Here is a 22,572-nt window from a genome sequence, read left to right as displayed (position 1 = left end):
TGTTGCGGCGCAAATCCACTTTTGAATTCCATGCAAACTTTTGTCTACCGACTTCCCATGGCCCATCCGGGCGACGTCTCGGCCCTGGCCGACCTGATCGATCGGGGCGAACTGCGGGCTCGCGACATTGTCGCCTTCATCGGCAAGACAGAGGGCAACGGCGGCGTCAACGATTTCACGCGCGGCTATTTCACGCAGTCGCTGATGGCGCTGCTGGCACGCCATACCGGCGAGTCTGCCGAGGCAGTGGCTGCGCGTATTCCCTGTGTGCTGTCCGGTGGAACGGAAGGGGTGCTCAGCCCGCACTTCACGGTGTTCGCGCGCCGCACGGTCGACACACGGGTAGACAGCGCTGTGTCGGCCGCCGGCGACGCCTCGGCAAAACTGGTTGACAACGTCAACGGTTCGCTCGCGATCGGCACAGCCTTTACCGCGGCCTTGCCGGCCGAGGCGGTTGGCCGATGGGCGCAGGTAGAAAGCGTGGCAGCCGCCGTGCGCGCGGCCATGGCCGACGCCGGCCTGACCGACCCCCGTGATATCGAGTTCGTGCAGGTCAAGTGTCCGTGCATCACGTCGGCGCGCGTCCAGGACGCCCTGGCCCGTGGCCAGTCCGTCGTGACCACCGATGCCAATCGGTCGATGGCCTTGTCGCGTGCCGCCGGGGCGTTTGGCATTGCGCTGGCCCTGGGCGAGCTGCCCGCGTCAACAACCGACGCGGCGCTGCTGTCCGATTTTTCGATCGCGTGCAACCGCGCCAGCGTGTCCTCAGGGGTCGAGGTGACATGCAACGAAGTCATCGTGCTCGGCAACTCGACACGCTGGTCGGGCCCGTTGCAGATCGCGCATGCGCCGATGCGCGACGCGCTGGACCTGCCTGCGGTGGGCGCGGCGCTGGATCGGCTGGGCATCGCAGCGCGTCCCCAGGTTGCCGAGGCCGACCGCGAGCGTATCGCCGCCGTGCTCGTCAAGTGCGAACCCGATCGCCGCGGCCAGATCCGCGGCGCCCGCCACACCATGCTGGATGACACCGACATCAATGCGCAGCGGCACATCCGTGGCGCGGTCGGCGCGCTGGTCGCCGGCGTGCTGGGAGACGGACGACTGTTCGTGTCGGGGGGAGCGGAACATCAAGGACCCGATGGCGGCGGACTGGTGGCGGTGATCGCGGCGGGCATGGCATGAGTGAAGCCGGTTCCACGCGTCCAGACGTGCGGCCTTTGGCGCACGCGCCGTCGGATCCGACCTTGCCGTCGCGGCTGCATCCGCCTTCGTCCCCCGCATGGCAACTGTCTGCCATCGAGCTTGGCGCGCATTTCGCGGCCGGCACCCTGACACCCGTGCAGGCATTGCAAGCCATCGCGGACCGCATGGCTGCCGTGAACCCGCAACTCAACGCTGTCATCAGCCATCGCCTGGACGACGCGGCAACTGACGCTGAAGCAAGCGCCGCGCGCTGGCGTGCCGGGACGCCGCTGTCCGCCCTTGATGGCGTGCCGTTTACCGTCAAGGACAACATTCCGGTTCAAGGTCTGCCATGCACCTGGGGCAGCCGCCTGTATGCCGCGTACCAGCCTGACCACGACGAACTGGCCGTGGAACGGCTGCGCGCCGCCGGCATGATCGTGATCGGCAAGACCAACGTGCCCGAATTCACGCTGCAGGGCTATACCGACAACCTGCTGTTCGGGCCGACCGTCAATCCCTGGGACCGGTCGATGACCCCGGGCGGATCGAGCGGCGGCGCCGTGGCCTGTGTGGCTGCGGGTATCGCGCCGGTGGCGATTGGCACCGATGGTGGCGGCTCGATCCGGCGGCCGTGCTCGCATACCGGACTGGTCGGGTTCAAGCCGGGGGAGGGCACTGTGCCGCGCGAACGCGGCCTGCCCGAGATTCTGCCCGGCATGGAAGTGATCGGCCCGATCACCCGCACCGTGGCCGATGCTGCAGCAGTGCTGCGTCTGCTGACGGGCGGCAGCCTGCCCGTCGCCCGCCTTGCCAGCGATCGCGATGCAGCCGATCACGATGTCGCCGCCCCGGCCGCTGCGCCTGCCCCTGCGCGCTCTTGCACCAACATCGAGCAACCCAAGGTGGTGCAGAGCGGGCCGCTGCGTATCGCCTATTGGCCAGAATTTGCCGGGGACCCGGTTGATCCGGCCATTTCGGCCAGCGTCAACGAGGTCGCCCAGATGCTTGCGGGCCTCAACCATATCGTTGACAGACGCAACGCTCCGGCGATTGTGCGTGACTTCAACGGCCAGGCCTGGCCGGTCATCAGCCAGACTGGCCTGGCCGCGACACTGCACGCCACCTTCGGCGCAGCCGTGAATGACGCGGCCATGACGCCCGCGCTGCAGGCCATGGCAGCCGCCGGCCGCGCCCTGTCGGCCACCGACCTGTTCAACGCCCAGGCGCTGGTGCGCCGCATGAAAGCCGAACTGTCTGCATGCTTTGCGACGGCGGACCTGCTGCTGTTGCCTAGTGCAGCCGCCTTGCCATGGCCAGCTGCGCAAAACCATCCGGACACGATTGGCGGGCAAGCGGTCGGGCCGCGCGGTCATGCCGTTTTCACGGCCTTTGTGAATGCGGCCGGTTTGCCCGCCATCAATCTGCCGGCCAGGCCGGCCGGCAGCGGCATGCCCATCGGCTTTCAATTGATCGGGCCAACGGGCGCCGAACAGCTGCTGCTGGACGTCGCCGCCGCCTTCGAAGCCGCGCACCCATGGGCCGACCGATGGCCCGTCCTGTCATGAGAAAGACAACGCGCACCGACTTGCCTTGCATGCCCCGCCTTGGCGCATGCGCATGGCACCGTTTTTGCGTACTGATGGGTAGGCAGGCCGCCCCATGCGCGCGCCGCCCCCGCCCGAGTCGTCAAGGAATCCCTACAGCATGAAAATCGCAATCATTGGCGCCGGCGTGGCGGGCTGCATCCTGGCCCGGTCCCTGGCGGACATTCCGGGCGTGGACACGGTCTGCCTGGAACGGGTCCTGCAAGACGACCATTCCGAATCCGGCACCGGCCTGAACATCGGCCCCAATGCCGTCAAGGCCCTGCGCCTGACCGAGCCCACACTGGCCGATGCCATCGCCGCCGCCAGCTTTGCCTGGAAAACCTGGCGTGTGTCCCTGACCGACGGCACCGTGCTGTTCGACCTGCCGCTGGACCGGGTGGCCGACTGCGATGGCGTGCGCATCCGCTGGTCCGAACTCTACAGTGTGCTGCGCAATGAAGCGGCGGATGTCATCCAGTACGGCTGCGAGATCCAGACCATTGCCCGTGACCCGAACGCCGCCGCGAAGACCACCGTGCACTACACCCATCATGGCGAGCCGCGCGTCCTTGACGACATCGATCTGCTGATTGCCGCCGACGGCCGCTACTCGCAAACGCGCGAAACCTTCGCGGGCACGCCAGCGGTGCGCCAGCTGGGCGTGTCCATCTTCCGCCTGCTCGTGCCCGATACCAGCGCCGGACTGATCGACGATTACGAACAATGGTTCAACGGGCCCAACCGGCTGTTGTCGTTCCGCGTGCCGTCGGCCCACATCTATATCGCCGGAACGTTCCCGATCCCGGCCGATGAACCCGTGCCCGACGCCTGCAAGACCGCCGGCTTCCTGCGCGCGGCCTACACGCCCGAAGGTGGCTTACCCAGCGACCAGGCCACCTGGCTGATCGACACCGTGTGCGCGAATACCGGCGCCCTGCACTGGGCGCGCATGCAGGAATCCGACATGCGTTTCGCCGAGCCCGACGTGCAGGTCATGTACCTGGGGGACGCCGCCCACGGCATGGTGCCAACGCTGGGGCAGGGCGCCACGCAAGCCATTGAAGACGCCTGCTGCGCGGTGCATCTGCTGCGCGCCGGCATCGCGGCCGGCACCTCGCCGCGCGACTGGCTGGACCAGCTGGACGCCGCGCGCCGCGAACGCGTGCGCTTCACGATGCAGCTGTCCTTCGATGCCAGCGACACCATGCTGGCGGGCGCGGACCCCGTCGCCGGAACATTGAAAAAGGCCGGACCGGATTTCATGGGCGACCTGACGCGCCTATACCGCGACGTCACGCTGCCGGGAGTCGGTTCATGACCGCCGCGCACCGCGCGCCCGGCGCCGCCATCCTTGGCCTCTTTCATGTCGCGATCAAGACGTCGAACCTAAACGCCACGCGCGAGTTCTGGTGCAAAGTGCTGGGCCTGAAAGAAATCGCGCGCCCCGATTTTGGCTACCCCGGCGCATGGCTGGCCTGCCCGCAACCGGGTGGCCAGGCCATCATCCATGTGTATGCCGGCGGGCCGGCGCTGGGCCCCGAAGGCATTGCCCCGGCGGGTACCGCCGCGATCGATCACCTGTCAGTCGCCTGCCTGGGCTTTCATGACTACGTCGCGCGCTTCAAGGCCGCGGGCCTGGCCTGGCGCGAGTTCATCGTGCCCGGCACGACGCTGTGGCAGCTGTTCGTGTATGACCCCAGCGGCGTGCAGATCGAACTGACCTTTGAGGGCAGTATCGAAGGCGGCACCCGCACCGCCGCCGATGGCACCACCACCGAACTTCCCTTGCCCGACATGTCGCCCGGCTGCGGCTACGTGGCAGGCGCGACTTTTTTCGACCCCCTGAAGTATCCCGACCTGCTCACCCTCTTGAATTGAAGGATGTTGTCATGAAACTTCGTCATGGTTTTACCGCCGCCGTCGGGACCGCCGCTTTGCTGATCGCGGGGCTCTTTGCCGCGCCCGCCAGCGCCGCCGACAAGGTCAAGGTCGGAGTCTTCCCGTCCAGCTCCGCCTTGCCCTATTTTGTCGCCCTGCATCGCGGCTACTTCAAGGACGCGGGCATCGAAGTCGAAACCGTGCCCCTGGCCAACCATCCGCTGATCGTGCAATCACTGGTCGCCGGCACCATCGACATCGCGTCCAACCTCGTCACGCTCGAAGGCGCCAACATCAACGCGCGCCGCCCCAACACGCTCAGCTACATCGCACTCAACGGCCAGAACGCGCAGTACATCACCGAACAATTCGTGGTCAAGACGGCCAGCACCGCCAAGTCCCTCAAGGACCTGAAGGGCGCAAAACTGTTCTCGGCGCCCGGCCCGGCCAACATCGGCAGCGCGCGCGCCGTGCTCAAGGCCATCGGCCTGGAAGAAAACAAGGACTACACCATCCAGGAGCAGCAACTGAGCGTGCACCTGGGCGCATTGCAGGGCGGCCAGTTCGACGGCGGCTACACGCTCGAACCCATCGCCAGCAACATCATTGCGCAAGGCGTTGGACGGCGTCTGGAAGCCGGCGTGATCTCGACGCACCTGCTGGGCAACAAGGACGCACTGGCCTTTGCCGCGGGCGCAGCCATTTCGGGCAAGCTGCTGGCCGACAACCCGGACCTGGCCAAGCGCTTTGCCGCCGCCTGGGCCAAGGGCGCCAAGGATGCCAACACCGATCCCAAGGTGCGTGACTACCTGGCGCAGGACATGAACACGCCCGCGGCCCTGGCGCCCACGGTACCGCTGGCCAAGATCGTCATGGTCAGCGACATGTCGCCAGCCGATCTCACGTCCTTCCAGAAATTCGTCGACATTGGCGTGAGCCTGGGCGTAGTCAAGGACAAGATCGATACCGCCACTTTCATCAAGAAATTCTGATCCAAGGCAACGTCATGCGCGCAGCTCATCTCCAGGCCGTCGCCTCCGGCCCCGGCGCTGCCCCGGCCCGGGTGGACGACGCAGCCGCCGGCCACCGCTGGTTTCCGGCGGGCACCCACATTACCGTGCGGGGCCTGACCAAGCGGTTCGAAGGCGGCACGCTGTACGAAAACTTCGACCTCGACATTCCGAAGGGCAAGATCATTTCGATCTTCGGGCCCAACGGCTGCGGCAAGAGCACCCTCATCAACATGATGTCGGGGATCATGCCGTACGACAGCGGCCAGATCCTGTTCGAGGGCAAGGAGGTGCGCGAAAGCCGCATCGGCTACGTCTTCCAGAACTATCGCGAAGCCGTGTTTCCGTGGCTGCGTGCGCGTGACAACATCCGCTATCCGCTCCAATTCCTGGGGCTGAGCCGTGCCGAGTGCGATGCGCGCGTGGAAAGCCTGCTGGCCAGTTTCGACGTCAAGCTCGATCTGAACCGGTTTCCCTACGAGATGTCTGGCGGCCAGCAGCAGCTGGTGTCGATCATGCGCGCGCTGGTGGTCGAACCGGAAGTGCTGTTTCTGGACGAGCCTTTTTCTGCGCTCGATTACGAGATGACGCTGTTCCTGCGTGACCGATTGCAGAAGGTTTTGATCGAGCGGCAAACCACCACGCTGCTCGTGTCGCATGATCTGGACGAAGCCGTGTGCCTGGCCGACATCGTGCTGCTGCTGACCAAGCGGCCGACCCATGTGAGCGAGATCGTGCCCTTCGATGCGCCGCGCCCCCGCACCGTCGACACCACCGTCACACCCGAGTTTGTCCGGGTCAAGAGTCATTGCCTGGAAGTCTTTCAACGCGAGGTACGCAAGCCATGATCACGCACCTGTCGCGCCGCTGGGCATCGCGCCTGCAACCGATGATCGGTGCGCTGCTGATCATCTTTGTGTGGTGGTTCGCGCACGAGGTCAAGCTGGTGGACCCGGTGCTGCTGCCGTCGCCGGGCGAGTCGCTGGCCGCGTTCTGGAAGGGCCTCACGCAAGGGACCTTGTGGGGCGATTTCTACAAAACCATCGTGCGTACCTTTGCGTCCTTCATCATTGCCACGGTCATTGCGGTCCCGCTGGGCATCTTGCTCGGATCATCCGAACGCGTTTATCGTTCGCTCGAATTCGCGATCGACTTTTTCCGCTCGACGCCCGCTTCGGCCATGTTCCCCTTGTTCCTGGTGCTGTTCGGGGTAGGGGAGGCGACCAAGATTGCGGTGGCCGCCTTTGGCGCCGGCCTGGGCATCCTGTTCAACGTGTCGTATGGTGTGATGAACGCGCGCAAGCAGCGCCAGCTTGCCGCCAAGGTCATGGGTGCATCATCGTTCAAGGTGCTGCGCGATGTGACCCTGTGGGAGTCGCTGCCGCAGACCTTCGTGGGCATGCGGTCGGGTGTGTCGCTGGCGCTGGTGATCGTGATCGTGGCCGAGATGTTCATCGGTTCGACCGACGGGCTGGGCCAGCGCATCATGAACGCGCAGATGGTCTTCGATATGCCCGAAATGTATGCCGCGATCTTTGCCGCGGGCGCGCTCGGTTACGTCCTCAATCTGCTGTTCCTGGTGGCCGAACGCCGTTTCGTCCACTGGGGCGGCAAGTAATTCCCTCCTCAAATTTTCAGGCGCTTTTCATGTCCCCAGAAATCAATCATCCCGAGACCCTGGCCGAAGTCGAAGCCGTGTTTGCCGAATACGAACAGGCGCTGGTCACCAATGACGTCGAGGTGCTCGACCGCCTGTTCTGGCATTCGCCGCACACGCTGCGATACGGCGCCGGCGAAAACCTGTACGGCTTTCAGGCCATCCAGGACTTTCGCAATGCCCGCCCGTCGGTTGGCCTGTCGCGCACGATTTCGGCCAAGTCGGTCACCACCTTTGGCCGCGACTATGCCGTCGCCAATGTGGAGTTCACCCGCGAATCGACCCCGCGTATCGGCCGCCAGACCCAGACCTGGGTGCGGATGGACGAAGGCTGGCGTGTGGTCGCTGCGCACGTGAGCCTGATGGAAGCGCCCAAGGCCTGAGCGTCAAGCGCGGCGCGGTCGCTGCTAAACTCGCTGCCGCGTTCCTCTTTCCCTCACGTTCAAGGAATTCCATGAGTCTCAAGCGCTTCCACACCGGCAAACGGATGTCTGAAATGGTTGTCCACGGCAACGTTGCCTACCTGGCGGGCCAGGTCGCGGGCGACCCGTCGCAAGACGTCGCCGGTCAGACCACCCAAGTACTGGCCGCCATCGACGCCTTGCTGGCCGAAGCCGGTACCGACAAGACCAGGATCTTGCGCGCCGAGATCTTCCTGGCCGACATCGCCACCTTCAGCCAGATGAATGGCGTGTGGGATGCCTGGGTGCCTGCCGGCAATACGCCTGCCCGCGCCACCGTCGAAGCCAAGCTGGCCGCGCCGCAATACAAGGTCGAGATCGTCATTACCGCGGCGATCTGAATGCAGTGATCGGCAGGTTACGGGCGGGACCCGCCCAGCGGGTCTTGCCGGTAATAGGCCGCCAGCAGCGCATACCAGTCCGGGTACGCCGCCCGCAGCGGCGCCGGCCTGACAAAGAACGCTTCCGAGCTGACCGCAAAGAATTCGGCGATGTCGGTCGCCGCATACGGGTCCATCGGCAACTGCCCATACCAGGCGTCGGCCTCGTCGGACTCCGGGTCCACATTGTCCGGGATCGCTGCTTCGATGGCGTCGAGCTGGTCATTGAACGCCTCATAACTTGCCGTTATCACCTGCTGCCATGCTCGCGGCCGCAGGTCTGGATGGGCGTCGAGCGCAGGCATGCCGTCGGGCTCGCCATCGATCAGGTCCAGCTTGTGCGCGAACTCATGCACCACCACATTGAAGGCATGGGTGGGCTCGCCCTCGGTGTCCAGGTCGGCCTCGCGTGGCGCGGCGTCTTCCCATGACAGCACGACCGGTCCCCCGTCCCAGGCTTCGCCGGCGGCCTCCTGCACGTACTCGTGCACCACGCCGTCTTCATCCATTTCCTCTCGGGGAATCAGGAAACCGGCCGGGTAGACGATGATTTCGTTCCAGCCGTGGTACAGCAGGGGATCGAGCTTGAGGATGGGCAGGCAGGCCTGGACCGCGATCGATAGGCAGGTCGCATCATCCAGCACGAAACCACCGGCGCCGGTCATCGATTTGCTGGCAAGGAACCAGGCGCAACGCGATTTCAGCTCTTCCGTTTCCGATTGGCTCAACCGGGCCAGAAACCCATGCCCACGGACCGTTTGGGTCCATAATTCGGGTGTAATGCGTGCCTGTACCTGAGCCACCTGCGTCGTCGACGCACCGCGGCCAAAAATCCATCCCAACATGATGTGTGGTTCCCGGGTCTGAAAGGCAGTGGTCGCACCCTTGCAACCCTGCGCGATTTAAAGTGTATGACGATGAGCGATACCACCCTTCAAGCTTCTTCTGCCGTGATGTCCCACTTCGGGGACGCGTGGAATCTCGTCGCCAACGACGGTCTGTCGTTCGATGCGCAGGAAGAGCTTCGTCAGGCGCTGGCGTGGGCCTTGCCCCGTTTCGAGCGCGACGGGGTGGTGGGCGAAGAGTCGCTGGCCGGCCATGCCGCAGGGGTGGTCGCCATCCTGTCCGGCCTGCAGGTGGACGTCCACACCCGCATGGCGGCCATGCTTGCCACCGCGGTCGGCAACCGTGAAGTCAACGCCAACCCAAGCAAGGACCCGGTCACGCTGCGCTTCGGCGCCGAGATCGGCCGGCTGGTGCACGGCTTTCGCGCGCTGATCCGGCTGGGGCAGGTCACGCGTGACGCCAGCGATTCTTCCGCCGGCAGCGGCGCGCAGTCCGAAATGCTGCGCAAGATGCTGCTTGCCATGGCGGCCGACTTGCGCATCGTGCTGATGCGCCTGGCGTCGCGCCTGCAGACCCTGCGCTGGCACGCGCAAAGCAAGTTGCCGCTGGAAGAGTCCGTTGCGCGCGAGACCTTGGAGCTGTACGCGCCGCTGGCCAACCGCCTGGGCATCTGGCAGATCAAGTGGGAAATGGAAGACCTGGCCTTTCGTTTCCTTGAGCCCGTGCGCTACAAGGAAATTGCCCGCCTGCTCGAAGAAAAGCGGGTTGAACGCGAGCTTTTCATCAATCAGGCGGTCACCCGGGTATCGGCCGCGCTGGCTGCGGCGGGCATTGCAGGCGAGGTCACCGGCCGGCCCAAGCACATCTACAGCATCTGGAACAAGATGCGCAACAAGCGCATGGATTTCGCCAGCCTGTTCGATCTGCGGGCGCTGCGCATTATCGTCGACGACATCCGCACCTGCTATACGGCGCTCAGCCTGGTCCACAACCTGTGGACACCGGTGCCCAATGAATTCGACGACTACATATCGCGGCCCAAGCCCAACGGCTACCGGTCCTTGCATACGGTCGTGTATGACGACGACGGCCGGCCGTTCGAAGTGCAGATCCGCACCGAAGAAATGCACCAGTTCGCCGAGTTCGGGATGGCGGCCCACTGGCGCTACAAGGAAGCGGGCGCCAAGGGCGGCAATGTCAGCGCCGATTCCGAATACGACCGCAAGCTGTCGTGGATCCGGCAGCTGCTGGCGTGGAAAAGCGACGTGCAGGTCGACGAGACCCTGGGCGCGACCGCGCTCGACCAGCTTGACGACAACATCTATGTGCTGACCCCGCAGGCCCGCGTGATCGAACTGCCGTCGGGCGCGACGCCGGTCGACTTTGCCTACCAGGTGCATACCGACCTGGGGCATCGCTGCCGCGGCGCGCGCGTCGACGGCGTGATGGTCCCGCTCAACACCCGCCTGATCACCGGGCAGACCGTCGAAGTCATCACGACCAAATCGGGCGGCCCGTCGCGCGACTGGCTGAATCCGCAACTGGCCTACCTTGCCAGCCAGCGCTCGCGCGCCAAGGTGCGCGCATGGTTCAACGCCATCGACATCCAGCAACGGATCGCCCAGGGTCAGGGCATGCTCGACAAAGAGCTGCAACGCCTGGGCAAGACCGCGACCAATCTTGAGCAACTGGCCCAGCAGCTGGGGTTCGCCTGCGCCGATGACCTGTACGTGGCCATTGCCAAAGACGAATTCGGCCTGCGCCAGGTGGGGTCGGCGTTCGAGACGCCCACGGTCGAGCCCGAGATCGAACTGGCGGCGCTCAATCGCCCCAGCCTGTCCGAAAGCCCGGCCCATGCTGGGAAGAGCGGCGTGCTGGTCGTGGGCGTGGACTCGCTGATGACCCAGCTGGCCAAATGCTGCCGCCCGGCGCCGCCCGACCTGATCTCCGGTTTCGTCACGCGCGGCCGCGGCGTGTCCATCCACCGCCGCGACTGCAAGAGCTTCCTGGCGCTGGCCGACCGCGAACGCGAACGTATCATCGACGTCACCTGGGGCGACACCCGCGACGCCGTCTATCCGGTCGACATTGTCGTCATGTCCGCCGACCGTCATGGCCTGCTGCGCGATATCTCCGAAGTCTTCGCGCGCCAGCGCATCAACGTGATTGGCGTGAACACCCAAAGCCGGCAGTTGCAGGCAAGAATGGTGTTCACGGCCGAGGTGGGCAATGCCGAGCACCTGAACAAGGCATTGGCGGGCATTCGTGATGTCGTGGGGGTGGTCGAGGTATCCCGGCGTTAGACGATTGCAAAGGGCCAGCCCGTCGGGCTGTCAGGGCCCGCGGCAAGGCCGTCGAGCCAGTCTTCAACGTTGATGGACGTCATGGCCGCCTGGTGACTCAGGCCTGCCAACACCTGGGCGCGCTGCGGCTCGGACCAGTATCTGGCCGTCAGCCCGGCAAACTTCTCGAGCAGGCGCGGCAGGCATTCGGCCCGTCGCGTCGGGTCTCCCATCGGGTACAGCGTCTCGACCCGGTTCGAGGTCTCACCTGAACGCAACACGATCTGCACGGCATTGGCACAGCTCACTCTTGCCGGGTCGTGATGGCCGGCGGTATACGCCGGGTCTTCGATGACTTCCATCTTGTCGCGCAGCGCGTCGATACGCGGGTCGCTGGCGCTCTCGTCGCTGTAGTCCTCGCTATGTACCGCGCCCTTGAGCAAGGCAGTGGCGACGATGTACTGAAGCGAATGGTCGCGCGCGGCGCGCGTGGTGAGCGGACCGGTCTTGTTGATGCGTCGCATCACTTCATCGTGGGTGTAGATGCGTATCGTCGCGATGTCGTCCAGTCGATCCGCCAGCCATGGCCGCAGCATCGCGGCACTTTCTAGCGCCGTGCTTGCGTTGCGCTGGCAGGGTGACAGCTTGAAGATGACCCCGTCCATGACGCCGTGGCCCAGCGGCTGCGCCAGGGCCACCGGGCGTCCGCCAAGGTGTACCGCTTCAAAGCCCCACACCGGCGCGGACAGCGGCTGCGGGTAACCCATTTCGCCCTGCAGCGTGCGCAGCGCAAGCCAGATGGCTCGCGCGCAGGCATCCCCGCCTGCCCAGCCTTTGCGTGTGCCGGCATTGGGCGTGTGCCGATAGGCGTTCAACGCCTGGCCATCCAGGAAAGCGTTGCTGAGCGCACGGCGAATCGCCTGTGCGTCCCCGCCCAGCAGGTGGGTGGCGACCACCGTGGACGCGATCTTGACGCCAATGACATGGTCGAGCCCGACCGCAGGGTGGTCGAAACGGTTGGCTTGGGCAAGGCGGCCTTGGATCTCGTAGGCCTTGATCATGGCGTCCTGCACGTCGCGCAGCGTGAGCGGCGGCAGCCCCTGGCGCTGACGCGCCCGGCTGCCGTAGCACGCGGCTGCCAGGATCGCCCCCAGGTTGTCCGACGGATGGCCGCCCACAAAACTGGTGTCGCTGAAGTCGAGCCAACGTATCGCGCAACCGATGTCGAAGGCTGCCGTGACGGGATCGAGCCGCCAAGCGGTCCCGGGTATGGGAACCATCTCCCATCCCGGCGCAGGCGAAAAAAGCGGACTCAGCAGCCGGGCGCAGTCCGGGTCGCCGACCGCGCCGATCGCGCAGCCAACGGCATCGACCAGACAAAGCCGTGTGGTGTCCAGCGTGGGGTCGGGCCAGGCGACGGGGGCGACCACGAAGTCGGCGATGGCATCGATAACCGCTTCGCTGTGCCACACCGCATTGGTTCCAACGCCTGCCATCACTCGATCCTGGCGTTGGCGAGCTTGGCGATCCGGCCCCACTTGGTGCTTTCCGAGACCAGATAGGCTGCGAAAGCCTCACGAGTGGTGGGCGACGGTTCAGCGCCCTGGGCGGTCAGTTTGGTGCGTACGGCCTCTGACTCCAGCGTCTCGCGCATGGCCGTACTGAGCCTGTCGAGTACCGCCACGGGCGTGCCCGCCGGCGCCATCATGCCATTCCAGTTCAAGGCTTCGTAGTTGGGAAGGCCGGCGCTTGCGATGGTGGGTACGTCCGGCAAGGAAGGCGCACGCTTCAGGCTGGTGACGCCGATGGCTTTCAATGTGCCGTTCTTGATATAGGGCAGGGCGGCCGGCACGCTGCTGAAGTACATGTCGACCTGGCCCGCGGCGACAGCGAGCAGGGCAGGCCCGCCGCCCTTGTAGGGCACATGCAGCCAATTGGCGCCAAGTTCCGTCTTGAGCCATTCCGCCGCCAGGTGCGTCGAACTGCCATTGCCCGCCGAGCCGTATGTCAGGCCTTTGAGCTCGCCTTTGGATCTGGAGACGAACTGCGCAAGGGTGTCCGCGGGGAACGCCGCTTTCACCACAAGCACGTTGGGGAACACGGTCGCCAGACCCACCGGCGCCAGGTCCTTCACGGCGTCGTAGGGCATTTTGGCGTACAGGTGGGGATTGATGGCGACCGGTGCGACGTTCGCCCAGAGCAGGGTGTAGCCATCCGGCTTGCTCTTTGCGACGGCGTCCGTGCCGATATTGCCCCCCGCGCCCGCCTTGTTCTCGACGACGATGCTTTGTCCCAGGCGTTCGCTCATGTGCTGTGCCGTGATCCGCGCGGTCAGGTCAGTGCTGCCGCCCGGCTCGAATGGGACGATGAGCCGGATGGGACGGGAAGGGTAGGCGTCTGCGGCGTGGACCAGGGGAGCGGCAAAGGCGATCGCGGTTGCCAAGGTCGTGAAGACAATGACCTGGGCGCGGGAGAGCAGGTGGGAAAGCATGAGCAGTCTCCGGAACTATGATGGGGTTCTGGCTCTGCCTGTCGTTGGCCAGTTGCGGTGATTCTAGGCAGGGCGGCGGTCGCGCTCCAGCGAATAGATTTCCGGGTTGATGTGAGGAAAAGGAACCATGCGCCGCTTACCGCCCCTGAACAGCCTCAAGACCTTCGAGGCAGCGGCGCGCCTGGGGGGCGTCGTGCCGGCCGCCAACGAGCTGTGCGTATCGCACGGCGCCGTGAGCAAACAATTGGCGAACCTGGAAAGCTGGATGGGGGTGGCGCTGTTCGACCGCAGCGCACGCCGGCTGGGGTTGACGGCCGCGGGCCGCGGACTGCTCGAAGCGGTCAGCCCTGCCTTGGACCAGGTTGCGGAGGCGATCGGACGCATTGCACCGTTGCCCCTGCCCGAGGCCGCGCAACTGGTCGTCAGTGCACCGCCGACCTTGACCCTGCACTGGCTGGTCCCCCGGCTCACGAGCTTTCTGCGCCTGCATCCCGAGATCGGAATCCGTCTCAACAACCGGCGGGAGCAGAACGGCGTATGGCCCCCAGGGGTTGATGTCGTCATTCGGCGCGGAGCAAACCGTCATCCGCAGCGCCATGGCTTGCCGTTCATGCAGGAGTCGGTCACCCCGATGTGTGCGCCGAGCATCGCCACACGATTCAAGGGAGTGACCTTGTGCGAGCGGGGCGGCGCTCTGTCCGGGGAAGCCTTGTCGGTGCTGGCGGGCCAGACGTGGCTGACCGCCGACATGCGGCCCGATGACTGGGGGCATTGGCAGACGTACGCGCGTGCCTCATCGCTGATTCCATCGGCAACCGTCAGCTTCGATCACACCTATCTGGCGCTTGAAGCTGCGCTCGACGGATTGGGCGTGGCCATGGCGCCCCGCGTCCTGATGGAGGAAGAATTGGCGTCCGGTCGACTCGTGGCGCCATTTGCGCATGCGCTGGCGCCGTCCGAGCCCTATGTGATCGTTTATGAGCATCACCGGGAGGGCGACGCGGCGATTGCTGCGTTTTCCGCGTGGCTGCTGGGTCAGGCGTCGATGCACGAAGCGCGCGTCGCGGGAAGCGAGGCAATGAATGAATTCTCCTAGCGTCAGCACTTTGACAAGCCGATATTAATTAGGTTATAGTTTCATTCGTTGCTGCTGCAGGCGGTTAGCTCAGTTGGTTAGAGCGCTTCGTTGACATCGAAGAGGTCGCTGGTTCGAACCCAGTACTGCCTACCAGTTATTTCCCTTCAAGCTGAGTATGTGTGTGTAGGTTGGTCGCATAAACACCGTGCGATTCGATTGTGAGTCAACGTCCAGCTTGAATCTCCAGAGAATGTCCACAGATATTCTCGGAACCGGCAAATCATTCTGCCGGATACTCAGGAAATGCCGGAACATGCGTTCTGTCTTGATTGAAGCACTTGAAGTCGAAGCGCTTAAGTTTGATGTGCACTGCGCACGAACTACTCGCAGAGAAATCGTCGCCTAGTCGCGCTGGTTTTTCTGAGGGCTGTTGTTGATTGTCCCGACCACATCGGGGTCCTTGCAGAATCGGAAATGAAACGCGGCCATGGCCGCTTTTTTTTCGTCCAATGGTTTCGCATCGCGCGGTCTGTACTGCGCCCTGCGTCTTGCACCGGTGCTGTACCCCTGGCTGTTCCCACTACCGCTTTCTCTTTCGAGGTTTGTCATGATTCAGGTAACGCTGCCCGACGGCTCCCAGCGTGAGTTTCCCGGTCCGGTGACCGTGGGCGAAGTGGCTGCGTCGATCGGCGCCGGCTTGGCCAAGGCTGCGCTGGCGGGGCGGGTCACGCTTGACGACGGCGAGTCGCGCCTGGTCGACACCAGCTTCACCATCGACCGTGACGCCAGGCTGGCGATCGTGACCGCCAAGGACGCCGACGGGCTCGATACCATCCGCCATTCGACGGCGCACTTGCTCGCCTACGCGGTCAAGTTGCTGTACCCGTCGGCCCAGGTGACGATCGGCCCGGTCATCGACAATGGCTTCTACTACGATTTTTCGTATTCGCGCCCGTTCACGCCCGAAGACCTGACCGCCATCGAAGCCAAGATGGTCGAGCTCGCCAAGAAAGACGAGCCGGTCACCCGCGAAGAATGGAAGCGCGACGACGCGGTGGCCTTCTTTAATTCGATCGGCGAAAAGTACAAGGCCGAGATCATCTCGTCCATTCCGGCCGACCAGCCCATCACGCTGTATCGCGAAGGCGATTTTTTGGACCTGTGCCGCGGCCCGCACGTGCCGACCACCGGCAAGCTGAAGGTCTTCAAGCTGATGAAGGTGGCTGGCGCCTACTGGCGCGGCGACAGCAAGAACGAAATGCTGCAGCGGATCTACGGCACGGCCTGGGCCAAAAAAGAAGACCAGGACCAGTACCTGCATCAGCTGGAAGAAGCCGAAAAGCGGGATCACCGCCGTTTGGGCCGCGAGCTTGACCTGTTCCATTTCCAGGAAGAAGCGCCGGGCCTGATCTTTTGGCACCCCAAGGGCTGGACGATCTGGCAGAACGTCGAGCAGTACATGCGCAGCGTGTACCGTGACAACGGCTACCAGGAAGTCAAGGCGCCGCAGATCCTGGACCGTTCGTTGTGGGAAAAGACCGGCCACTGGGATAACTACCGTGACAACATGTTCACGACGGAATCCGAGAATCGCTACTACGCGCTAAAGCCGATGAACTGCCCGGGTCACGTGCAGATCTTCAAGTCCAACCTGCATTCGTACCGCGACCTGCCGCTGCGGTATGGCGAGTTCGGCCAGTGCCACCGCAACGAGCCCTCGGGTTCCTTGCACGGCATGATGCGTGTGCGCGGCTTTACGCAAGACGACGGTCACATCTTCTGTACCGATGACCAGATCCTGGACGAGTGCGTGGCCTTCACGTCGCTGCTGCAGAGCGTGTACCGCGATTTCGGCTTTGGCGAGATCCTGTACAAGGTGGCGACGCGTCCGGAAAACCGGATCGGTTCGGACGAAAGCTGGGACAAGGCCGAACACGCGCTGATCGAAAGCCTGCGCCGCTCGGGTTGCGAGTTCGACATCACGCCCGGAGAAGGCGCGTTCTACGGTCCGAAGATCGAATACACCCTGAAGGATGCGATCGGCCGCCACTGGCAGTGCGGCACGATCCAGGTCGACTTTTCCATGCCGGGCCGTCTGGGCGCCGAATACGTCGACCAGAACGACCAGCGCCTGGTGCCCGTGATGCTTCACCGGGCGATCCTTGGATCGTTCGAGCGCTTCATCGGCATGCTGATCGAGCACTACTCGGGCGCCATGCCGCCGTGGCTTGCGCCGACCCAGGCCGTGGTGGTGAATATCTCGGCTTCGTCGGCGGACTACGCCAAAAGCGTGGCCGACAATCTGAAAAAGCAGGGGTTCCGCGTCAATTCGGATTTGCGCGGCGAGAAAATCACCTATAAAATCCGTGAGCACAGTCTGCAAAAAATTCCTTATATCCTCGTAGTAGGCGACAAGGAAGCGCAGGCTGCTTCAGTGGCTGTGCGCGCCCGGGGTGGCGTCGATCTGGGTGTCATGCCTATCGATGCCTTCGCATCCCGGCTCGCAACCGACGTCTCCGACCGCCGCAATCTGGATCTGCCCGCCGCTCCGAAGTAACCGGACACGGCCCGTAACGGATCCCCACGGCGGGGCAGCAGCGTCGAGCACGCGCCGACGCTGCACTCGCGCCGCATGGTCACTCAATCAAATTAGGAGTTTCAAACATCGCAACCGACAAGCCGAATCGCATCAATGGTGAAATCAACGTACCAGAGGTGCGCCTGATTGGAGTCGACGGTGAAGCGCTTGGCATCGTCAAGATCGCCGAAGCAGTCAGGCTGTCCGAGCAAGCCGACGTCGACCTGGTAGAAATTGCCCCCACCGCGCAGCCTCCGGTCTGCCGCCTGATGGATTTCGGCAAATTCAAGTACCAGGAGCAGAAGCGTCAGCACGAAGCCAAGCTCAAGCAAAAGATCATCCAGGTCAAGGAAGTCAAATTCCGTCCGGGTACCGATGAAGGCGATTACCAGGTCAAACTGCGTAACCTGAAGCGGTTCCTTGAAGAAGGCGACAAGGCCAAGGTCACGCTGCGCTTCCGCGGCCGTGAAATGGCCCACCAGGAACTCGGCATGCGGGTGTTGGAACGGGTTCGCGACGACTTGCTGGATACGGCAATCGTCGAAGCCATGCCCAAGCTGGAAGGTCGGCAGATGGTCATGGTGCTGTCTCCAAAGAAAAAGGTCGTGCCGGCAGGCAAGCCTTCCGGCGAATAACGCGGTATACTCTTTGGCTGCCCGGAATCGCTTTTACGTGATTTCGGGCAAAACCACGCGTTCCGGGCGCTTTTAAATCCAGAGTGTGAGGGTGTTGGAACTGCCTGAGTTCTTCTTTCAGGCGTTGCTACCTTGCCTGCGGTGCGTTTCCGGACAGTGGTCATAACAAGTGAATGCGGGTCATCAAGTGCCTCACCGTTCGTTGGTGGGTCCACCCGTGAGCATGTAAACAACAGGAAAGTCTCATCGTGCCTAAGATGAAATCGAAGAAAAGCGCCTCCAAGCGCTTTGTCGTCCGCCCAGGCGGTACGATCAAACGTGGTCAGGCGTTCAAGCGCCACATTTTGACCAAGAAAACGACCAAGACCAAGCGCCAGCTGCGTGGTTCCGCCGAGGTCGCCAAGGCCGACGTGAAATCCGTCCGGGCAATGTTGCCGTACGCCTAACCCCTCAGCCGCTTAGATTGGAGTTTTTATATGCCTAGAGTCAAACGTGGGGTAACCGCAAGGGCCCGTCACAAGAAAGTCATCGACCTTGCCAAGGGCTATCGTGGCCGTCGTGGCAATGTGTTCCGTATCGCCAAGCAAGCTGTCATGCGTGCTGGCCAGTATGCGTATCGTGACCGTCGCGCCAAGAAGCGCACGTTCCGCGCACTCTGGATCACGCGTATCAACGCCGCTGTGCGCGAGCACGGCGTGACGTACAGCGTGTTCATCGCTGGCCTGAAAAAGGCGTCGATCGACCTCGATCGCAAGGTCCTGGCTGACCTGGCTGTGCACGACAAGGCGGGTTTTGCTGCCATCGTGACGCAAGTCAAGAACGCCCTGGCCGCCTGAGGCTGATTCCGCCGGCGCTTCGCCCTGCGGCGATTCCGCCGGCGATCTGAACCAGGCAGTGCGCATTCACGCGTGCACGCTACCCGAACGGGGCTTCTCAGGAAGCCCCGTTTGCGTTTCCGCCGCCGTGTCCGCGCCGCCGAACGTGCGCCTTCCTTTTTTCCCTATTTGAACGAATCCGCCATGTCCCAGAATCTGGACGACCTGATACGCCAAGCCGGCGAGGCATTTGCCGCCGCGGCCGACCCCGCTGCGCTGGAAAACGAAAAGGCCCGCTTCCTGGGCAAGCAGGGTGCCCTGACCGCGCTGCTGAAGGGCATGGCCTCGCTTTCGCCTGAAGAAAAGCGCAGCGAAGGCGCCCGGATCAACGTCGCCAAGACGTCCATCGAGAACCTGCTGAACGCCCGCCGCCAGGCGCTGGCCGACGCCAAGCTCGCTGCGCGCCTGGCCGAAGAAACGATCGACGTCACCTTGCCAGGCCGCGGCCGCGGCACGGGTGGCATCCACCCGGTCATCCGCACCTGGGAACGGGTCGAAGCCATCTTCCGTTCAATCGGTTTCGATGTGGCCGATGGCCCCGAGATCGAAAACGACTGGACCAACTTCACGGCGCTGAACAACCCGGAAAACCACCCGGCGCGTTCCATGCAGGACACCTTCTACGTCGACATGAAAGACGAAAAGGGCCTGCCGCTGCTGCTGCGCACTCATACCAGCCCGATGCAGGTGCGGTATGCACGCATGAACAAGCCGCCGATCAAGGTCATCGCGCCGGGCAAGACCTACCGTGTCGATAGCGACGCGACGCATTCGCCCATGTTCCATCAGGTCGAAGGCCTGTGGATCGCCGAAGACATCTCGTTCGCTGATCTGAAGGGCGTCTATACCGACTTCCTGCGGGCCTTCTTCGAGACGGACGACCTGGTGCTGCGCTTTCGTCCTTCGTTCTTCCCGTTTACCGAACCGTCGGCCGAAATCGACATGATGTTCACCACCGGTCCCAACAAGGGGCGCTGGCTGGAGATTTCCGGTTCGGGCCAGGTGCACCCGTCGGTGGTGCGCAATTTCGGGCTTGATCCCGAGCGGTATATCGGCTTTGCGTTCGGCTCCGGCCTCGAGCGCCTGACCATGTTGCGCTATGGGGTCAATGACCTGCGCCAGTTCTTCGAAGGCGATCTGCGCTTTCTGAAGCAGTTCAACTGAACGAAGGTATACGCTGCTATGCAATTCCCAGAATCCTGGCTGCGGTCGATGACCGACCCGGCCCTGTCCACCGCCGATCTCGCGCATACGCTGACGATGGCGGGCCTGGAAGTCGAAGACCTGGCCCCGGTCGCGCCGCCGTTTTCAGGCGTCGTGGTTGCGCACGTCACGCATCTTGAACCGCATCCCAACGCCGACAAGCTGCGCGTGTGCACCGTTGACACCGGCGCCGCGGCGCCGCTGCAGATCGTGTGCGGCGCGCCCAACGTGGCGCAAGGCATGAAGGTGGCACTGGCCACGGTCGGCGCCACGCTGCCGGGCGATATCACCATTGGCGTGGCCAAGATGCGCGGCGTGGAGTCGGCCGGCATGTTGTGCTCGGCGCGCGAACTGGGCCTGTCCCAGGACCATGCCGGCCTGATCGACCTGGGCGTTGACGCGCCGGTCGGCCAATCGGTGCGCGACTGGCTTGGCCTGGACGACACCCTGATCACGCTCAAGCTGACGCCGAACAAGGCGGACTGCCTGTCCATCCTGGGCGTCGCCCGCGAAGTCTCGGCCCTGACCGACACGCCACTGAATCGCCCGACCTGGACACCCGTGCCGGTCACGCTGGACGAGCGCCTGCCGGTGCGCATCAGCGCGCCGGACCTGTGCGGCCGTTTTGCCGGACGCGTCATCCGCAACGTGCGCGCCGATGCGCCCACGCCGGACTACATCAAGCAGCGCCTGGAGCGGGCAGGGCAGCGCTCGATCTCGGCATTGGTGGACATCTCCAACTACGTGATGCTTGAAATGGGCCGGCCGTCGCATGTGTTCGACCTGGACAAGGTGCATGGCGGCCTGGACGTGCGTTGGGGCAAGCCGGGCGAAAGCCTGCTGCTGCTGAACGGCCAGACGGTCGAGCTGAACGAGACAGTGGGCGTCGTTGCCGATGACCAGGGCGTCGAAAGCCTGGCCGGCATCATGGGGGGCGAGTCGACATCGGTCAGCCTGACCACGACGAACATCTTTGTGGAAGCCGCGTTCTGGTTCCCGGACGCCATTGCCGGCCGCGCGCGCAAATTCAATTTCAGTTCCGATGCCAGCTTCCGGTTCGAGCGCGGCGTGGACTTCGAACACATCACCGAAGAACTGGAATACCTGACCCGCCTGATCGTGGACGTGTGTGGCGGCGACGTCGGCCCGATCGACGAGCAGACCGTGGCCTTGCCTGAGCGCAAGCCCGTGCGCCTGCGTGTCGCGCGCTGCCACAAGGTGCTGGGCGTGCAGGTGCCCGAAGACGAGATTGCTGCGATCTTCACGCGGCTGGGGCTGCGCTTCGAGCGGGAAGAGGGCGCCTTTGTCGTCACGCCGCCGTCCTTCCGCTTCGACCTCGAGATCGAAGAAGACCTCATCGAGGAAATCGCGCGGGTCTACGGCTTCGAGCGCATTCCCGACGTGCCGCCCATGGCGCGCGCCGAAGTCCGCGCCTTGCCGGAAAATCGCCGGTCCTTCCACGCGCTGCGCAACCGGATGGCCGACCTGGACTTCCAGGAAGTGGTGAACTTCAGTTTCGTTGAAGCCGATTGGGAGAAGGACTACGCAGGCAACGCCGATCCCATCCGCCTGCTCAATCCGATCGCCAGCCAGCTGTCGGTCATGCGCAGCAGCCTGATCGGTGGCCTGGTCGCCAACGCGCAATACAACTTGAACCGCAAAATGTCCCGCGTGCGGGTGTTCGAGCTTGGCCGGGTGTTCTGGCGCGATGCGTCCGTGCAGGCCGGCGACCTGACCGTGGCCGGCGTGTGCCAGCCGATGCGCCTGAGCGGGCTCGCGTATGGACCGGCGGTAGAGGAACAGTGGGGCGCTGCCACGCGCCAGACCGACTTCTTCGACGTGAAGGCCGATGTCGAAGCGCTGCTGGCGGGCGCCTCGCATCAGCCCGTCAGGTTTGAACCGGCATCGCACCCCGCGCTGCATCCGGGCCGCAGCGCCCGCATCCTGCTGGATGGCCACGCGGTCGGCTGGATCGGCGAGTTGCATCCCCAGTGGGCGCACAAGGCAGAACTGCCGCATGCGCCGGTCGTTTTCGAACTGGATGCCGATGCCGTGGCGGCGCGTCCGCTGCCGGAACTGGTCGAGATCTCGCGCCAGCCGGTGGTCACGCGAGACCTGGCGCTGTGGGTGGACGAGTCGGTTCTGGCGCAGGAACTGCTCGACACGATCGCCGCAACCTGCGCTGCAGAGCCGGAATTGGCGGTCGTGAAAGATGCACGCATTTTCGATGTTTGGCGAGATAAGTCCTTGTCAACAAAGGAAAAAAGCCTTGCCTTCCGATTCCGGCTGCAGGATACTTCCGTGACCCTGGATGACGCGCGCGTCGAAGGATGTCTCACACGTATTCGCGACGCATTGGGTGCCGCGCATGGTGCGAGACTTCGGGTGTAACCTGAGTTCCGAATCTTTACCTATGCATTCTCTTGC

The 22,572-nt window shown here is 64.0% G+C and carries 20 protein-coding genes and 1 tRNA gene; 18 read left to right on the top strand and 3 right to left on the bottom strand.

Going from position 1 to position 22,572, the window contains the following annotated elements:
* Positions 1 to 30: 30 nt before the first annotated feature.
* The 9 genes from atzD to IE116_RS04830 all read left to right on the top strand — a co-directional run bounded on the left by atzD (position 31) and on the right by IE116_RS04830 (position 8,118).
* Positions 31 to 1,182, top strand: a complete 1,152-nt coding sequence (gene atzD / locus IE116_RS04870) for a cyanuric acid amidohydrolase (RefSeq protein WP_229828002.1) — start codon at positions 31 to 33, stop codon at positions 1,180 to 1,182.
* On the top strand, positions 1,179 to 2,750 hold the full coding sequence (locus IE116_RS04865) for an amidase (RefSeq protein ID WP_189610274.1): 1,572 nt from the start codon (positions 1,179 to 1,181) through the stop codon (positions 2,748 to 2,750). Before atzD ends, IE116_RS04865 begins: the two co-directional genes overlap by 4 nt.
* Positions 2,751 to 2,889: 139 nt before the next feature.
* Positions 2,890 to 4,089: an FAD-dependent oxidoreductase gene (locus IE116_RS04860; RefSeq protein ID WP_189610272.1), complete on the top strand. Its 1,200-nt coding sequence runs from the start codon at positions 2,890 to 2,892 to the stop codon at positions 4,087 to 4,089.
* Positions 4,086 to 4,649: a VOC family protein gene (locus tag IE116_RS04855; protein WP_189610270.1), complete on the top strand. Its 564-nt coding sequence runs from the start codon at positions 4,086 to 4,088 to the stop codon at positions 4,647 to 4,649. The genes IE116_RS04860 and IE116_RS04855 overlap by 4 nt, the downstream gene beginning before the upstream one ends.
* 11 nt (positions 4,650 to 4,660) lie before the next feature.
* Positions 4,661 to 5,641 carry an ABC transporter substrate-binding protein gene (locus IE116_RS04850; RefSeq protein ID WP_189610268.1) on the top strand — a complete coding sequence of 327 codons (981 nt, stop codon included), beginning with the start codon at positions 4,661 to 4,663 and terminating at the stop codon, positions 5,639 to 5,641.
* A 14-nt stretch (positions 5,642 to 5,655) separates the two neighbouring features.
* A complete protein-coding gene (locus IE116_RS04845) occupies positions 5,656 to 6,507 on the top strand; it encodes an ABC transporter ATP-binding protein (protein WP_189610266.1) in 852 nt (283 codons plus the stop codon).
* Complete coding sequence (locus IE116_RS04840) at positions 6,504 to 7,277, top strand: ABC transporter permease (RefSeq protein WP_189610264.1); 774 nt, start codon at positions 6,504 to 6,506, stop codon at positions 7,275 to 7,277. Before IE116_RS04845 ends, IE116_RS04840 begins: the two co-directional genes overlap by 4 nt.
* Positions 7,278 to 7,306: 29 nt before the next feature.
* Positions 7,307 to 7,699, top strand: a complete 393-nt coding sequence (gene hpxZ, locus IE116_RS04835; protein WP_189610261.1) for an oxalurate catabolism protein HpxZ — start codon at positions 7,307 to 7,309, stop codon at positions 7,697 to 7,699.
* A 71-nt stretch (positions 7,700 to 7,770) separates the two neighbouring features.
* A complete protein-coding gene (locus IE116_RS04830) occupies positions 7,771 to 8,118 on the top strand; it encodes a RidA family protein (RefSeq protein ID WP_189610259.1) in 348 nt (115 codons plus the stop codon).
* 17 nt (positions 8,119 to 8,135) lie between these two features.
* Here IE116_RS04830 and IE116_RS04825 read toward each other — a convergent pair whose 3' ends face one another.
* On the bottom strand, positions 8,136 to 9,002 hold the full coding sequence (locus tag IE116_RS04825; RefSeq protein ID WP_189610257.1) for a M90 family metallopeptidase: 867 nt from the start codon (positions 9,000 to 9,002) through the stop codon (positions 8,136 to 8,138).
* A 72-nt stretch (positions 9,003 to 9,074) separates the two neighbouring features.
* Here IE116_RS04825 and IE116_RS04820 point away from each other — a divergent pair, with 72 nt between their 5' ends.
* Positions 9,075 to 11,306 carry a RelA/SpoT family protein gene (locus IE116_RS04820; protein WP_189610255.1) on the top strand — a complete coding sequence of 744 codons (2,232 nt, stop codon included), beginning with the start codon at positions 9,075 to 9,077 and terminating at the stop codon, positions 11,304 to 11,306.
* Here the strand turns inward: IE116_RS04820 and prpD are convergent.
* On the bottom strand, positions 11,303 to 12,781 hold the full coding sequence (prpD, locus tag IE116_RS04815; protein WP_189610253.1) for a 2-methylcitrate dehydratase: 1,479 nt from the start codon (positions 12,779 to 12,781) through the stop codon (positions 11,303 to 11,305). The two genes, IE116_RS04820 and prpD, sit on opposite strands and share 4 nt — an antisense overlap.
* Entirely contained in the window at positions 12,781 to 13,776 is a 996-nt protein-coding gene (locus tag IE116_RS04810) for a Bug family tripartite tricarboxylate transporter substrate binding protein (protein ID WP_189610251.1), read from the bottom strand. The genes prpD and IE116_RS04810 overlap by 1 nt, the downstream gene beginning before the upstream one ends.
* A 127-nt stretch (positions 13,777 to 13,903) precedes the next feature.
* Between IE116_RS04810 and IE116_RS04805 the strand changes: the two genes are divergently transcribed.
* From IE116_RS04805 to pheT, 8 genes are all read left to right on the top strand, one after another.
* A complete protein-coding gene (locus tag IE116_RS04805; protein WP_189610250.1) occupies positions 13,904 to 14,872 on the top strand; it encodes a LysR substrate-binding domain-containing protein in 969 nt (322 codons plus the stop codon).
* 58 nt (positions 14,873 to 14,930) lie between these two features.
* A tRNA-Val gene (locus IE116_RS04800) sits at positions 14,931 to 15,007 on the top strand.
* Between the two features lie 454 nt (positions 15,008 to 15,461).
* Positions 15,462 to 17,411 (top strand): threonine--tRNA ligase, encoded by a 1,950-nt coding sequence (gene thrS / locus IE116_RS04795; protein WP_189610248.1) that lies wholly within the window; start codon positions 15,462 to 15,464, stop codon positions 17,409 to 17,411.
* A gap of 86 nt (positions 17,412 to 17,497) precedes the next feature.
* Positions 17,498 to 18,067, top strand: coding sequence for a translation initiation factor IF-3 (infC, locus tag IE116_RS04790; protein WP_229828375.1), 570 nt, complete (start codon positions 17,498 to 17,500; stop codon positions 18,065 to 18,067).
* A 248-nt stretch (positions 18,068 to 18,315) separates the two neighbouring features.
* Entirely contained in the window at positions 18,316 to 18,513 is a 198-nt protein-coding gene (gene rpmI / locus IE116_RS04785) for a 50S ribosomal protein L35 (protein WP_189610246.1), read from the top strand.
* Between the two features lie 30 nt (positions 18,514 to 18,543).
* Positions 18,544 to 18,903 (top strand): 50S ribosomal protein L20, encoded by a 360-nt coding sequence (rplT, locus tag IE116_RS04780; RefSeq protein ID WP_179587526.1) that lies wholly within the window; start codon positions 18,544 to 18,546, stop codon positions 18,901 to 18,903.
* A 183-nt stretch (positions 18,904 to 19,086) separates the two neighbouring features.
* Positions 19,087 to 20,106, top strand: a complete 1,020-nt coding sequence (gene pheS / locus IE116_RS04775; protein WP_189610244.1) for a phenylalanine--tRNA ligase subunit alpha — start codon at positions 19,087 to 19,089, stop codon at positions 20,104 to 20,106.
* An 18-nt stretch (positions 20,107 to 20,124) separates the two neighbouring features.
* The gene (gene pheT / locus IE116_RS04770; protein WP_189610242.1) at positions 20,125 to 22,536 is read left to right on the top strand and encodes a phenylalanine--tRNA ligase subunit beta; all 2,412 of its coding nucleotides are present in this window, start codon (positions 20,125 to 20,127) and stop codon (positions 22,534 to 22,536) included.
* The last annotated feature ends 36 nt before the right edge of the window (positions 22,537 to 22,572 follow it).

It is taken from the genome of Pigmentiphaga litoralis (genome assembly GCF_014651835.1).
GTDB lineage: Bacteria > Pseudomonadota > Gammaproteobacteria > Burkholderiales > Burkholderiaceae_B > Pigmentiphaga > Pigmentiphaga litoralis.
Note: the sequence above shows the minus strand (reverse complement) of the source record. Positions and strands in the feature narration are given on the sequence as shown.

Excerpts from the sequence above, each read along its gene's own strand:
- atzD (WP_229828002.1), top strand. The coding sequence starts at position 31 with ATGCAAACTTTTGTCTACCGACTTCCCATGGCCCATCCGGGCGACGTC.
- IE116_RS04825 (WP_189610257.1), bottom strand. The coding sequence starts at position 9,002 with ATGTTGGGATGGATTTTTGGCCGCGGTGCGTCGACGACGCAGGTGGCT.
- rplT (WP_179587526.1), top strand. The coding sequence starts at position 18,544 with ATGCCTAGAGTCAAACGTGGGGTAACCGCAAGGGCCCGTCACAAGAAA.
- IE116_RS04840 (WP_189610264.1), top strand. The coding sequence starts at position 6,504 with ATGATCACGCACCTGTCGCGCCGCTGGGCATCGCGCCTGCAACCGATG.
- thrS (WP_189610248.1), top strand. The coding sequence starts at position 15,462 with ATGATTCAGGTAACGCTGCCCGACGGCTCCCAGCGTGAGTTTCCCGGT.
- prpD (WP_189610253.1), bottom strand. The coding sequence starts at position 12,781 with ATGGCAGGCGTTGGAACCAATGCGGTGTGGCACAGCGAAGCGGTTATC.
- IE116_RS04810 (WP_189610251.1), bottom strand. The coding sequence starts at position 13,776 with ATGCTTTCCCACCTGCTCTCCCGCGCCCAGGTCATTGTCTTCACGACC.
- hpxZ (WP_189610261.1), top strand. The coding sequence starts at position 7,307 with ATGTCCCCAGAAATCAATCATCCCGAGACCCTGGCCGAAGTCGAAGCC.
- IE116_RS04850 (WP_189610268.1), top strand. The coding sequence starts at position 4,661 with ATGAAACTTCGTCATGGTTTTACCGCCGCCGTCGGGACCGCCGCTTTG.
- pheT (WP_189610242.1), top strand. The coding sequence starts at position 20,125 with ATGCAATTCCCAGAATCCTGGCTGCGGTCGATGACCGACCCGGCCCTG.
- IE116_RS04860 (WP_189610272.1), top strand. The coding sequence starts at position 2,890 with ATGAAAATCGCAATCATTGGCGCCGGCGTGGCGGGCTGCATCCTGGCC.
- pheS (WP_189610244.1), top strand. The coding sequence starts at position 19,087 with ATGTCCCAGAATCTGGACGACCTGATACGCCAAGCCGGCGAGGCATTT.
- IE116_RS04865 (WP_189610274.1), top strand. The coding sequence starts at position 1,179 with ATGAGTGAAGCCGGTTCCACGCGTCCAGACGTGCGGCCTTTGGCGCAC.
- IE116_RS04845 (WP_189610266.1), top strand. The coding sequence starts at position 5,656 with ATGCGCGCAGCTCATCTCCAGGCCGTCGCCTCCGGCCCCGGCGCTGCC.
- IE116_RS04855 (WP_189610270.1), top strand. The coding sequence starts at position 4,086 with ATGACCGCCGCGCACCGCGCGCCCGGCGCCGCCATCCTTGGCCTCTTT.
- IE116_RS04830 (WP_189610259.1), top strand. The coding sequence starts at position 7,771 with ATGAGTCTCAAGCGCTTCCACACCGGCAAACGGATGTCTGAAATGGTT.
- IE116_RS04820 (WP_189610255.1), top strand. The coding sequence starts at position 9,075 with ATGAGCGATACCACCCTTCAAGCTTCTTCTGCCGTGATGTCCCACTTC.
- IE116_RS04805 (WP_189610250.1), top strand. The coding sequence starts at position 13,904 with ATGCGCCGCTTACCGCCCCTGAACAGCCTCAAGACCTTCGAGGCAGCG.